General features: G+C 52.6%; 11 protein-coding genes and 1 tRNA gene. 7 read left to right on the top strand and 5 right to left on the bottom strand.

All coding sequences use genetic code 11. From position 1 onward, the window contains the following. Positions 1 to 8: 8 nt before the first annotated feature. The 4 genes from B5E82_RS03690 to B5E82_RS03675 all read right to left on the bottom strand — a co-directional run bounded on the left by B5E82_RS03690 (position 9) and on the right by B5E82_RS03675 (position 4930). A complete protein-coding gene (locus B5E82_RS03690) occupies positions 9 to 710 on the bottom strand; it encodes an acyl-[acyl-carrier-protein] thioesterase (protein WP_087306041.1) in 702 nt (233 codons plus the stop codon). A gap of 201 nt (positions 711 to 911) precedes the next feature. Next, positions 912 to 983, bottom strand: a tRNA-Gln gene (locus tag B5E82_RS03685). A 129-nt stretch (positions 984 to 1112) separates the two neighbouring features. After that, a complete protein-coding gene (locus tag B5E82_RS03680; RefSeq protein WP_087306040.1) occupies positions 1113 to 2294 on the bottom strand; it encodes a cation diffusion facilitator family transporter in 1182 nt (393 codons plus the stop codon). A 2-nt stretch (positions 2295 to 2296) separates the two neighbouring features. Continuing rightward, the gene (locus tag B5E82_RS03675; protein WP_162610697.1) at positions 2297 to 4930 is read right to left on the bottom strand and encodes a transglycosylase domain-containing protein; all 2634 of its coding nucleotides are present in this window, start codon (positions 4928 to 4930) and stop codon (positions 2297 to 2299) included. A gap of 305 nt (positions 4931 to 5235) precedes the next feature. Between B5E82_RS03675 and B5E82_RS03670 the strand changes: the two genes are divergently transcribed. The 7 genes from B5E82_RS03670 to B5E82_RS03640 all read left to right on the top strand — a co-directional run bounded on the left by B5E82_RS03670 (position 5236) and on the right by B5E82_RS03640 (position 12821). Then, positions 5236 to 5547 carry a DUF6514 family protein gene (locus tag B5E82_RS03670; RefSeq protein ID WP_140393079.1) on the top strand — a complete coding sequence of 104 codons (312 nt, stop codon included), beginning with the start codon at positions 5236 to 5238 and terminating at the stop codon, positions 5545 to 5547. Between the two features lie 16 nt (positions 5548 to 5563). Continuing rightward, positions 5564 to 6232: a YigZ family protein gene (locus tag B5E82_RS03665; RefSeq protein WP_087306037.1), complete on the top strand. Its 669-nt coding sequence runs from the start codon at positions 5564 to 5566 to the stop codon at positions 6230 to 6232. Continuing rightward, positions 6229 to 8697: a CotH kinase family protein gene (locus B5E82_RS03660; protein WP_087306036.1), complete on the top strand. Its 2469-nt coding sequence runs from the start codon at positions 6229 to 6231 to the stop codon at positions 8695 to 8697. The genes B5E82_RS03665 and B5E82_RS03660 overlap by 4 nt, the downstream gene beginning before the upstream one ends. Before the next feature lie 497 nt (positions 8698 to 9194). Continuing rightward, the gene (gene eno / locus B5E82_RS03655) at positions 9195 to 10493 is read left to right on the top strand and encodes a phosphopyruvate hydratase (protein WP_087306035.1); all 1299 of its coding nucleotides are present in this window, start codon (positions 9195 to 9197) and stop codon (positions 10491 to 10493) included. A 528-nt stretch (positions 10494 to 11021) separates the two neighbouring features. Then, on the top strand, positions 11022 to 11288 hold the full coding sequence (locus tag B5E82_RS03650) for a CD3324 family protein (protein WP_087306034.1): 267 nt from the start codon (positions 11022 to 11024) through the stop codon (positions 11286 to 11288). 168 nt (positions 11289 to 11456) lie between these two features. Further along, positions 11457 to 12170: a conjugal transfer protein gene (locus B5E82_RS03645; protein WP_087306033.1), complete on the top strand. Its 714-nt coding sequence runs from the start codon at positions 11457 to 11459 to the stop codon at positions 12168 to 12170. A 15-nt stretch (positions 12171 to 12185) separates the two neighbouring features. Next, positions 12186 to 12821, top strand: a complete 636-nt coding sequence (locus B5E82_RS03640; RefSeq protein ID WP_087306032.1) for a CatB-related O-acetyltransferase — start codon at positions 12186 to 12188, stop codon at positions 12819 to 12821. Positions 12822 to 12995: 174 nt separating this feature from the next. On the opposite strand, the gene araD is transcribed toward B5E82_RS03640, so the two are convergent. Continuing rightward, on the bottom strand, positions 12996 to 13691 hold the full coding sequence (araD, locus tag B5E82_RS03635; protein WP_087306031.1) for an L-ribulose-5-phosphate 4-epimerase: 696 nt from the start codon (positions 13689 to 13691) through the stop codon (positions 12996 to 12998). Between the last annotated feature and the right edge of the window lie 45 nt (positions 13692 to 13736).

Here is a 13736-nt window from a genome sequence, read left to right as displayed (position 1 = left end):
CGGGTGCTTCAGGAGAGTTCCACTACCGCGTAGGGTTTTCCCGCTTCGCTGCACAGCCCTATCGTATACCTGCCGTCACCGGAAGCCGTCACCGGATAAATCACGTCTCCCAGCAGCGCCGATTTCTTATACTCTGCCCGCATCTGCCGGATTGTAAATTCCTCCGGCACATATTCTCTGGCCATCTGAATGTACTGGCCGTTATTTACATGATGATTGGTGTCCAGATGATGCTTCTGGACCGAGAAGGGTTCTCCCGCCTTCCCTTCCGCCGGCATGGGAACCTTTCTGGAAGCATACTCCATATCCAGCTTCTCTTCCAATGTATACGCTTTTTCAATCTCTTCCGGAACCCGCGCGGGCCTGCCTGTCTGCGTATCCAGGAAGGTCCACAGGCTGTTGGCCCAGGCCAGCAGCTTTCCGTCCCCGTCCGTCATCGTAAAATTACGCCAGCCCAGAAATCCCTGAAACTGATAGGGCCAGGTGGAAATGCGTATTTTTTCACACAGGGCCGGATACCTGTCGACTACTATCTGCCAGGAGGACAGCACCCACACTCTCTGAAGAGCTTCCAGTCTTTCCACTCCCACCTGGAGCTCCTCGGACTGAAAAGTGCTGCAATCCTGAAAGTAGTTGATAATCCCATCCAGCGTCAGCTTTTTATCTTCGCCCACCTCGCTGTACCGGACGAAGCTGTCAAATGAGTACATATTTTTCCTCCCTGAGTGACAGAAAACAGCCGGTGACTCTGTTCCCGTCCACTGGCTGTAAAAACTGCAGATTTATTTTTACAAGCTTATATCATGCTCCTGTCCCAGTATATCATTTTTCTTTCCATTTTGCACTCTTATTTTTTATTTTATTTCAAGACACAAAGACGCTCCGGTGTATCTTCACCGGAGCGTCATGAGCAGGGCTACAAGGATTCGAACCTTGAAATGACGGAGTCAGAGTCCGTTGCCTTACCGTTTGGCGATAGCCCTTTGTTTTCAGCGAATGTTATTGTAGCATAGCTTTATCTCAAATGCAAGTACTTTTTTTAAATTTTTTTTATTTTTTTGAAATTCTTTGTTGCTATTCTTTTCCGCTATGCCGCCAGAAAACCAATCGTCTCAGGAATCTTCCGCGATATATCCGTTTTCCAACGTAACCACACACTGATAACGGGGGTCCAGACCGCTGACTTTCTCTACGATATCCAGATGAAGCTGCGTCATGTCTTTATCACTGTAGGAATGCGGCACCACCACGTCAAAAATCAGGTTAATCTGCTGCTCTCCATCCACAATGCGGAAATCATGCAGAGACAGCCTTTCATCAATCTTTTTCAGCTCCGCCGTCACCTGTTCTTTCAGCTCTGTCACACGCTCATCCCTGACCGCCACCGGGTCCATATGAATCACCAGAAAGATACCAAGCTTCCTGGCAGCGTCCCGTTCTATCCGGTCAATGATCTCATGAGAGGTCTCGATGTCCACATCATTGGGCACCTCTGCGTGAATGGAAGCCAGGCTCCGGGTAGGCCCGTAATTGTGCACAATCAGATCGTGGCTCCCCAGAATCCCATCGTAGCTTTCCACAAATTCTGAAATTTCCCGGTACAGCTTCGGATCTACCGGCTGTCCGATCAGCGGTTCCAGGGTATCGCGGGCGATGCCGATGCCGGCCCACATGACCACCAGAGAGACCAGAAGGCCCACAAAGCCGTCGATATTAATCTGCGTAAAATGAAAGAAGAGAATCGATCCCATTGTAGCCAGAGTTGTGACCACATCGCCCAGCGCGTCCGCAGCCGCGGCCTGCATCACGCTGGAATTGATTCGTTTCCCCAGTGCCTTGTTAAAGCGCCCAAGCCACAGCTTCACAGCCACAGAGGCTGTCAGAATCAGCATGGACACCAAATCAAAGCTCAAGTCCTCTGGATGGCGGATTTTATCCAGGGAGCTTTTAAAAAAGGTCAGGCCCACCTGTATAACCAGAAAAGCCACCACAAGAGCCGCGATATACTCAATTCTTCCATGGCCGAAGGGATGCTCTCTGTCCGCCGGCTTTCCGGCCATCTTCACCCCTACAAAGCCAATCACAGAAGAGGCAGCGTCGGACAGGTTATTGAATGCGTCCGCCATAACGGAGACGCTTCGCATCACCATGCCGACCGCCAGCTTTCCCGCAAACAGCAGTACGTTGCACAGAATTCCCACAACGCTTGTCAGAACGCCATAATCTGTGCGCACTCTGCTGTCATCTGTATTCTGATAATTTTTAACAAATTTTCTGACTAATAATTCTGTCATTGTTACTGTCCTGTATTAATCTCCGCCGTGGGATCTGTCTGTACTTCCGCAGTGGCCTGCCCGTCTGCATTGATCTCCGCGCTGCTGTTTAAAGCGGAGGTGTCGCCCGAAAGCGGGCTGATCACCGTGCCGATCAGATTGCCCGGATGCAGACTGCAGGGCTTAGCCACAAGCGGCGAGCCGGATACATTGTTGTCCTCCGGAATCAGCGTAATAATACGGAATTCATGGGTCGGACAGGTATCCGTGGCAAGCGCGCCGCTCTCCACGCAGGCCTCCCCGGTCACATGCACGTCGCAGTACTCGGTGGGAGTCGTACCCTCAGCAAAATATTCCGTCCTCATCATGCCGTCGCAGATACCCGGAATCGGCAGCTTGCCGGACGCCGAGCAGACGGTGGCGCTGGTAATGCCGGAAGGCATCTCAAAGCTCTTGTTATCCAGATTTTCGTGAATCCGGGACATGACTTCACGCCAGATATTCAGATGATACCGGGTCTCGCCCGCGCTGCTGCTCAGGCTGTGGTTGTTGTCATAGCCTGCCCAGACGCCCGCCGTATAATACGGCGTATAGCCTACGAACCATACATTAGTGTTTGAAGTAGTCGTACCGGTCTTTCCGGCAATGGTCATGCCGGAGAAGTTCGCTCTCGTACCCGTTCCGCTGGTTACTACATCCTGCATGGCATTCGTCAGAAGCCAGGCTGTCGTATCCTTCAGGACGGTTCTGGTGGTGGAAACGGTATTATCAATCAGTACATTCCCATCGTGATCGAGAATTCTTGTATAGAACACCGGCTCCGTATATACGCCTCCGTTGGCAATGGTGGCAAAGGCAGCAGTCAGCTCCACATTTTTGACGCCGTTCGTCAGTCCGCCCAGAGCCATAGCCTGGCCCACATCGCCGTTTCCTCCAGAATCCAGTTCTGTCTGGAGAGTCGTAATGCCAAAGTTCTGCACATAAGTGGCTCCCAGCTCCGGCGTGATATCCGTCAGCGTCTTTACCGCCACAATATTGATCGATCTCCGGATCGCTTCCCGGTATGAGGTCCAGCCGCTGTAGGAACGGTCGGCGTTGCGCACCTCTTTTCCCTTGCCTTCATCGTAATAATACGGAGCGTCATACTGGGTGGATGCCAGGGTCATGCCCGCGGAATCCAGCGCCGGAGCATAGGTGGATACAATCTTGAAAGTAGAACCCGGCTGACGGGTGGTATCCGTCGCTCTGTTCAGGGACAGGCTGGCTGTCTTCTCGCCGCGGCCGCCCACGATTCCCTTCACATAGCCGGTAGCCTGATCCATAACTACCATGGAAATCTGCGGCTGAATGGTAATATCAATACTCTCGTAAACCGTATCTCCTTCTTCTACCACAGACGCCTTATAGGCTTCGACATGCGCCATGGCGTCTTCCTCGCTGTCAAACAGCAGCTCAAAATCAGCATATTCATTTTCCTGGAAATATTTTTCCATCATTTCCTTGCTGTAATTGATCTGCTCCCCGTCTTCCTTTACAACAGTCAGCGCGTACTCCAGGCCGTACTTCACATTATCAGGATAGTTCTCAGGGTCCGAGGTCTCCTCGTCCATGATTGCCTGAATCTCCGGGTCCTGCGCCGTCTCGATGGTCAGTCCGCCATTGTAAACCAGGTTATAGGCCTGCTGGGAAGTATATCCTTTTATCTCCTGCAGGTCCGCAATGACTGCCTCGATGGTAGCGTCAACATAATAGGAGTACACTTCTGCGGTACCGGTGCTTTCATTGGTCACCTGAATGCGCTCATACACGTCGTCAGCCAGAGCCTCATTATACTCATCCTGGGTAATATGTCCGTTCCTCAGCATGGAATCCAGAACCAGCTCCCGTCTGGACGCATTATCCTCCGGATGGCTGATCGGATTGTATCTGCTGGGATTCTGGGTAATAGCGGCAATCACCGCCGCCTCGGAAATGGTCAGCTCTCCCACGTCTTTATTAAAATATCTGTTTGACGCGGCCTGTATGCCCAGGGTATTCTGCCCCAGGTTGATGGTATTCAGATAAGCTTCCAGAATTTCTTCCTTGGACATGATTTTTTCCAGCTCCAGCGCCAGATACTGCTCCTGAAGCTTACGCTCTACCTTCTCCACGAAGGTATCTTCGCTCATGAAATCAAACACGCTGTTCTTCAGAAGCTGCTGGGTGATGGTGCTGGCGCCCTCCGTCCTCTTAAAGCCTGTAGCCACAGCCGTCGCGGCCGCCCGGGCGATACCTCTTAAGTCGATACCGTTATGCTCGTAGAAACGCTCGTCCTCGATATCGATAAAGGCCCACTGTACATGCTCCGGAATATCTTCAATGTCGGCCCATACACGGTTCGAACCGGCCGTGACAAGCTCCGCCATCGTATTTCCTTCCGAATCCAGCATCACAGACTTGTAGCCTCTCGGAATTACACTGGTGCTGTCGATATCCGGCGCGTTGTCAATCACGCCTTTCATGATCCCGATGCCCGCGCAGGCGCCGATAACCACCACAGCCAGCATACAAATCAGAAATGCTTTTATAAATATCACACTTGCTTTTTTACTTACCTTTGTAGCTTTGGAGTGCATGGACTTCTGCTTTTTAGAAGTTCCGCGTTTTCCATAATTCATTTTCTTTCCTCCTCTACATCGTTTCATTATAGCAAAAACTTACCAAGGAATAAAGAGAAAATTAAAATTTCACAGTTTCATCAGCATTTCTTAAGCATTTTGCCCTGTCCTCGGTTGACAAAAAGCCTTCCTTCATTCTATACTGACCGTAGCATCGGCGCGCCGGAGGGCGCCGGCTTTTTGAAATTTTGGACCTCCGACAGCTTTCGACAGTCTTTTCAGCGGCCATCCTGTATAATACTCTCTGAAATCGGATATTCTGCCTCAGAACAGAAGGCGGCATGTCAATACAGCCAAAGGAGAGTATGATGCAAAAGGAATTTCTAATTGAAACCCGGACTGTCACTGATGAAAAAGGAACCCTGCTGAATCTGAAGTACTACCTGATCGAGGAAGAAGCGTCCCCTGCGGCCGCTCCCCTTTACCGGATCTGCGTCAAAAAATCCCTGTCAGAACATCCCGGAGTGGAAGAAAGCGCAAGCACTCCCCCTGTTTCCGATTCGGAAACGCGGGCCCGTCAGCTGCTCCGCCGGCTTATCACAAACGCTGTGACGCCCGTGTGTCTGCTGGAGATCGTAGACGACATAATGACAAAGGAGGACATGCAGGCGTCCTGAAAGGAATCACAGATAAATGCCTGAATCATACCGTTTTACCTGGCAGGGCGGAGCAGGAGAACTGATCGAGAAGAAATCCCGTTTCATCGCCACTGTCTCCCCTGTCAAATCTGAAGAAGAAGCCCAGCGCTTTATAGAGCAGATCAAAAAGCAGTATTGGGACGCCAGACACAACTGCACGGCTTTTACCATCGGCAGCCGCCATCAGCTGACGCGCTGCAGCGACGACGGAGAGCCTGCCGGAACTGCCGGACGCCCCATGCTGGACGTGCTTCTGGGCGAAGATATTCACGATACCTGTGTTGTCGTCACCCGCTATTTCGGCGGCACCCTTCTTGGCACCGGCGGACTGGTCCGCGCCTATTCGGGCGCCGTACAGGAGGCTCTGAAAGCTTCCGTCATTCTGGATCGGCAGAAGGGAATACGCCTGGAAATTCATTCCGACTATGGAGATATCGGAAAAATACAGTACCTGATTGGACAGAATCAGCTTCCGGTTCTGTCCTCCTCCTATACGGATTCCGTTTTGCTGGAAGTACTCGTGCCGGAATCCCATTTTGAAACCTTTACCGGCGCTGTCACGGAAGGCACTGCCGGAAAGGCCCGTCTGGAAAAGGGCGGTTCTGTCTGGTACGCCCTTCGGGAAGGAGAAGTACTTCTGTTCGACAAGGAGGAGACAGAATGAAGTTTTTTTCCGTCAGAAAACACGCCTTGTTATGGGCCCGTCTTTTTACAGCGGGTCTTTTTCTGGTTCTGCTCTTTTTTGTTTTCCGGAAGTATGAAAACGGTCTTTACACCGATCCGGTTCTTTCTCTGCGCATCAACGAAGTCTGCACCATCAGCCCCGGCACCACGGAAGGGGATTCCGTCACCTACGAGGATTACATTGAACTTTACAATCCCACCTCCCAGGCCGTTTCCCTGGAAGGACTCTATCTGTCCGATGATGCCGGAGATCCGCTGCAGGCCGCTCTCCCGGAAGGAGAGATTGAGCCGGGAGGCTATTATATCATCTATGCTGCCGGCGAGGGGGATTCCGCCCCGGAAGGCACGCCTTCTGTTGCTTTCGGCCTTTCCGAAGAAGAGGTTATTATGCTTACCTGGGTCTGCGAGCTGGAAGACGGCACAGAATCCGCCCATACCATTGACTCTGTTTACGTTCCCGCCTCCATCAGTCCCGGCGCCGTCTATGCCGCCACAGAAGACGGAGGAGACAGCTACGGGCAGCTTTCTCCCTCTCCCGGTCTTTCCAACGCTTCCGCCTCAGCCATTCTGGAGGACCCTGTTTTCCTGACTCCCGGCGGTTTTTATGAGGACAGCGTAGAGGTCACTTTGACTGCCGCGGAAGGCCTCTCCATCCGCTATACACTGGATGGAAGCGAACCCACAGAAGATTCCCCTCTCTATACAGAGCCTCTGATTCTCACTGACCCCAGCTCATCTCCCAACGTATGGTCTGCCCTGGAAAACATCACCACCTCTGACCGGAATTACGAGATTCCGGATACCCCTGTGGACAAGGCTGCCGTTGTGCGGGCTGCCGCTTTTGATGGAGAAGGAAACCGCAGCGGTACTGTGACCTGCACCTATTTTATCGATTTTGACGAAAAGGAAGGCTACGAGAATGCCGCCGTCCTCTCTCTTGTCACCGACCCGGAGAATCTGTTTTCCCAGGAGGAAGGCATCTACGTGCGCGGTTCTCTTTACGAGGAAGCCCTGGAAGCCGGCCTGATCTATGAAGGCTTAAGCTGGATTGAGCTGATGGATTATACGCATTATTATCTGGAAGGCATGTCCTCCGAGCGTCCCGCTCATCTGGAACTTTATTCTGTGTACGGAGACGCTCTGCTGAATCAGTCCTGCGGAATCCGCATCCGTGGAAACGAGTCCCGCAGCTTTCCCCAGAAGAGCTTTACGCTCTACTCCCGGAAACGGTATGAAAAAGAAAGCTTTGATCCGGTTCTCTTTGACACGGGAATTTCCTATGACAGTCTGATTCTGAACAACAGCAAAACACCGAAAAAGGTGTTTTTCTTCTCTCTGGTGGAAGATCGGGAAGCCGCCGTCCAGGAATACATCCCCTGCCAGGTCTTTCTAAACGGAGAATACTGGGGAATGTATTACCTGATGGAACGCTATTCCTCAGAATATCTGGAAGGCCGCTACGACGCCTCGCCGGAAGAATCCACTCTTATCAAAGACACCCGCTACGTGGCGGACGGTGTAGAGGAAGAAATCGAAAGCTACCGGGCTCTGCGGGACTATCTTGATCGGGAGGATCTGGATGACCCGGAAGTTTACGAGGGCCTTCTGGAACAGATGGATATGCAGAGCTTCATAGACTGGATGTGCGTAAATATCTATATCGCCAATACCGACAACAAGCCGCTGGAGAATAATGTGTATACCTGGAAGTCCGACGGCAGCACAGAGACTGCTCTTCCTGAAAACATGGAATACAGCGACGGAAAATGGCGCTGGATGCTTTACGACCTGGACGATTCCCTGGCTGCAGGCACAGTATACGCAGACAGCGGGGCCTGGTCCATGGATTCTTTCACGGAACATGCCGTCTATGCCTCTTCCGGCTATCTGGACGACAAGCCCATGCCTGCCCTGATGAAAAACGCCGATTTCCGCCGACAGTTTGTTCTGACCTTTTTGGACATGGCCAACGAAAATTTCCGGCCAGACCGGGTGCTGGCCCTTCTCGATGAAATCGAAGAACAGTATTCCTCCTGGGCCGAGCTGAGCTGGGAGCGCTGGAACACCAATCTCCAGGATCAGACCTTCTCTGAGCAGGTGGAGGAACTGCGTCTTTTCTTTGAAAACCGCTTTGATTCCATCATCCCCTGCCTGGCGGAGCATTTTGGGCTCACAGGAGAGCTTGTGACACTGAGCCTGTCGGCGGAAAACGGCGGAGCAGTGTCGCTGAACACGCTGGATCTGGATCTTATGGACGGCAGCTGGCAGGGACGCTATTACACGGACTACCCTGTGACCCTGACTGCGCAGGAAACAGACGGAGCGGCCTTCGACCACTGGGAAATCGAAGGCGGCTCAATTATAGAAGGAAGCCAGGACAGCGCCAGCATCCAGGTGCGGCTGGAAGAGGACACCACCGTCCGGGCCGTCTATACAGAGAGCTGACGCCTTTCCGGAGTTTTGATTCTTTTTTGAATTCTGCTCCTTCCCGGAATTCCGACGCCTTCGAAGGACAGCGTTTTTCCGCTGTCCTTCTTTTTTCTGTCTTTTTTCTTCCGTTTTGATTCTGTTATGAGATCGATAATTTTTGTCAATAATACTCCCAAATGGCAGCGTCCGGCGCATTGACTTTCTGTCTTCCGTTTGTTATTATGTTTGTAGTTAGTATTATCTAACTTCATGTGAATAACGGCAGACTCCTTTCGGAAAGACCGGCTTATCTTTCCAGATCCATGACAGGATATGATAGATACTCCAGGGTGCTCCATAAGCCCCTGGCATACTCTATCCCCTGATCCATCATGCGGCGCAGGCTGCTGCAAAGGCGCCCCATGCGCCGGACGGGAACAGTACCCGCGCCGCCTTCTGCCCGGAACAGGCAGAAGAGGCGGCGCGGGGGTTCCCGGGATGCTCTGCCAGAAATATGGAAGGAGATTATCACAATGGACTATTTACAGATCGAAAAAGTTATCGGAAGAGAAATTCTGGACTCCAGGGGCAATCCCACGGTTGAAGCTGAGGTCACTCTGGCCGACGGCACGACTGCCCGAGGCGCGGCTCCCAGCGGCGCCTCCACCGGTGAGTTTGAGGCTCTGGAGCTCCGTGACGGTGATAAAGGACGCTACCTGGGCAAGGGCGTCACAAAGGCCGTGGAAAACATTAACACCATCATCAGAGATACCATCACCGGCATGGATGCTTCTGACATCTATGCCGTGGATAAAGCCATGATAGCGGCCGACGGCACAAAGGACAAGTCACGGCTTGGCGCAAACGCCATCCTTGCCGTCTCCATCGCCGCGGCAAGAGCCGCCTCCGCCGCTCTCGGCATTCCGCTTTACCGCTTCCTGGGCGGCATCTCCGGAAACCGTCTCCCGGTACCCATGATGAATATTTTAAACGGAGGCGCGCACGCGGCCAACACCGTAGATGTGCAGGAATTTATGATTATGCCCGTGGGCGCTCCCAGCTTTAAGGAAGCTCTGCGCTGGTGCGCCGAAGTCTTCCATGCCCTGGCAGCCATTCTGAAATCCGAGGGCCTGGCCACCTCCGTGGGCGACGAAGGCGGCTTCGCTCCCAATCTGGCCAGCGATGAGGAAGCCATTTCCTATATCCTGAAGGCTGTGGAGAAAGCCGGATACGAGCCGGGAAGGGACTTTATGCTGGCCATGGACGCCGCTTCCAGCGAATGGAAAGGAGAAAAGAAGGGCGAGTACATCCTTCCGAAAGCCGGCACCCGCTTTACCTCTAAGACACTGATTGAGCACTGGAAACAGCTGGTAGAAAAATATCCCATCATCTCCATCGAGGACGCCCTCGACGAGGAGGACTGGGAAGGCTGGCAGCTTCTGACCCGGGAGCTTGGCGGTAAGGTTCAGCTGGTGGGAGATGACCTCTTTGTAACCAATACCGAACGTCTCTCTAAAGGAATTGCCCTGGGCTGCGGCAACTCCATCCTGATTAAGCTCAACCAGATCGGCTCCGTATCTGAAACCCTGGAAGCCATCAAAATGGCCCATCAGGCCGGCTACACTGCCATTTCCTCCCACCGTTCCGGCGAGACCGGAGACACAACCATCGCAGATCTGGCCGTGGCTCTGAACACCTGCCAGATCAAGACCGGCGCTCCCAGCCGTTCTGAGCGCGTGGAGAAATATAATCAGCTTCTGCGCATTGAAGAAGAGCTGGGCGCTGCGGCAGTATATCCCGGTATGGGAGCCTTCCATGTGAAGAGAAAATAAGATTCTGTTTTAACGGACGCGGGGACTTCTTCTGATTCCGCCGTTCGTCCCTTCTCTGACAGGCGTGTGCTTCCGGACGGACTAAAAATCAGTCCGCCGGAAGCACACACCGGTCTGCGAAGAGGCCGTACGCGTGAATTCAGAAGAAGTCCCCGCTGTCGTTCAAAAAATTTCAGTTTCTCCGTATGTCCCAATTTTTCCTGTGTCTCCTGCGCCCCTGTTTCTCCTGCCGCAGAAGTGTTGAGCTCTTTCGGTACCTTTGGTATAATACAGATAGATATTATACCACGCCGCCCCGGAACAGACCGGATGGAGGCGTTTCCCTTACCGGGGCGTGCGCATCCCCCGGAGGGTCCACAATTATTTACAGAAGAAAGAGAAGTGAAAACAATGACAAAACGCAACGAAGCACAGCTCCATGCAAAACCGGCAGACTGCGGCGTTTGCATGGAGTAGTAGTCATTGCCGCAGAAACCATATGCCGGCTTTGCCGCCTGACGATTATCTTATCTAAAGGAGGAAGCCTGCATGAAATACAGGAACGCAAAGGCTCTTCTTCCCGATGCGCTGGTCAGAGAGCTGCAGCGCTATATTCAGGGCGGATATCTCTATGTTCCCACCGAACAGGAGCAGAAGAAACGCTGGGGAGAAGCGTCCGGCTACCGGCAGGAATTACAGTGGCGGAACCGCCAGATCAGAGAGCAGTACCAGCAGGGGTGTTCTGTCGATTCTCTGGCCGAAAAATACTGCCTGTCTGTACATGCCATCAGAAAAATCATTTATCAGAAACCATAATCATCAGAGGCTGCCCTGACGCGGCCTCTGCCTTTTTATACTGTTTGATTCTGTATCATCCCGGGGATAGAAAAGCAGCCACGGTCAGGATAAGATATAAGAAAAACGCAGTGCCGGCGTGCCCGCAGACTCTCTCAGGCACATCGGCCGCAGGGAAAGGAGAAAGCCATGTGCACTCGATTTGTTTACCGGGGAAACGATACCGGAGATATCATCACAGGTTTTAATTTTGACATCGATCTCGCGGCATGGGATCATCAGGTTGTGAAAGAAAAGGACCGTTTCTATATCGGCATCCTGCGCCCCGACGGGCTGCGCCATTCCTATCACGGCGTTCACCAGAGCGGAAACGCCGGCACTCTGCTGTATGTCCATGGAAATCCCGAGGCTGCATACCGGAATACTTCCGGCTGCATGACAATCGCCGATCTGACAGAGCAGTTTATCCAGGCCCGGCTTACTTTTGACGATGTTCTCCGCATCGTGCAGGACAGGAAGATCGTCTATGCGCCGGATGCGACGATGCAGGCCATGTTCTCCGACCGTCAGGGACGTACTCTGATCATCGAACCGGGTATCGGCTGGCGCGAAGACTGCGGAAAATATTCACTGATTACCAATTACTCTCTTCTTGCCCCGGAAAGCACCCGTCCGTACACAGTGCCCGGTGACGATCGATATGAAAGAGCCGCACAGCTCCTGAACGGATACGGAAACCGTTTCTCCGTCTCCGACGCCTTTTCCGTTCTCCGTGCCGTCCGTCAGGAAGAGCCCTGGGCCACTAGAGTCTCTTTCGTATATTCATCCGGAGAACAGGCCGTCTATTACGTACAGAATTCCTGTTTTGAGCAAATAGAAAAATGGGAATTTACTGATTTCTGAGAGAAAGGAGAACTTATGAACCCAGAGAAAATCTATCCCCGCACCGGAGATTTACAGACCGTCTATCTGAAAAACGTTATCACAGATCCCAATATCACTGCGGGCAGTTACACCATCTACAATGATTTCGTCCATGACCCGCGGGACTTTGAACGGAACAACGTGCTGTACCACTATCCCGTCAATCACGACCGGCTGGTAATCGGAAAATTCTGTTCCATCGCCTGCGGAGCAAAATTCCTGTTCAACAGCGCCAACCACACTCTGTCTTCGTTGTCCACTTATCCCTTCCCCATCTTTTTTAAAGAATGGGATCTGGATATTCAAAATATATCGGATGCCTGGGACAATAAAGGCGATATCGTCATCGGCAATGACGTATGGATCGGATACGAAGCCGTCATTCTGGCCGGTGTCTCCATCGGGGACGGCGCGGTCATCGGCGCCCGTGCCGTCGTGACAAAGGACGTGCCTCCCTATACCATCGTCGGCGGCGTTCCGGCAAAACCAATCCGCAGGCGCTTCCCGGAAGAAACCATAGCTGTTCTCCAGAAGCTCAGGTGGTGGGACTGGCCGGAAGAAAAAATCCAGAGGCACATCAAAGACATACAATCCGGCAGAATAAAAAATATTACTGCAGCCCGCCCATAAAACACTTTCACGAAACAGCCCCTGCGGATTTCTGATATCCAGATGTACGGCCTCTTCGCGGACGGCTGTGGGATTCCGGCGGACTGGTTTTCAGTCCGGCCGGAAGCACACGGCTGTCAGAGAAGGGACGGACAACGGATACAGAAATCCGCAGGGGCGTCCCGTAAAATTCTTTTATCTTTTAACCTGTCCGTAGTAAGCATTTGCCCCATGCTTTCTCAGGAAATGCTTATCCTGAATCACCTGCGGAGCCGGAGCCACGCCCGGCTTCAGAGCTTCGGTGCGGTAAGCCATCTTAGCCACTTCCTCAAGCACGACTGCGTTATGTACCGCGTTGGCCGCGTCTGTACCCCAGGTAAACGGTCCGTGGTTTGTGCAGAGCACGCCCGGAATGTGCATCGGGTCTTTGCCCTGGAAGGTCTCAATAATGACAAGACCTGTATTCTTCTCGTATTCTCCGTTGATCTCCTCCTCTGTCAGGCTTCTGGCACAGGGAATCTCACCGTAGAAATAGTCTGCGTGAGTAGTTCCGTAGCAGGGAATGCTGCGTCCGGCCTGGGCCCAGGAAGTTGCCCAGGGTGAGTGGGTATGAACCACGCCGCCGATCTTCGGGAATGCCTTGTAAAGCTCCAGATGAGTCGGCGTATCGGAAGACGGATTGTAATCTCCCTCTACCTTGTTTCCGTTCAGATCGATGACTACCATATCTTCCGGCTTCAGAAGGTCATATTCCACGCCGCTGGGCTTGATGACAAACAGTCCGCTCTCGCGGTCGATGCCGCTGACATTTCCCCAGGTATAGGTGATAAGCCCTCTCTTCGGAAGCTCCATGTTGGCTTCGTATACTTTCTTTTTCAGTTCCTCTAACATTTTTATTCTCCTTCCTGACCGGGCATCCCCCAATCACACTCAGAA

Source organism: Lachnoclostridium sp. An138, assembly GCF_002160765.1.
Taxonomy (GTDB): domain Bacteria; phylum Bacillota; class Clostridia; order Lachnospirales; family Lachnospiraceae; genus Laedolimicola; species Laedolimicola faecalis.
Note: the sequence above shows the minus strand (reverse complement) of the source record. Positions and strands in the feature narration are given on the sequence as shown.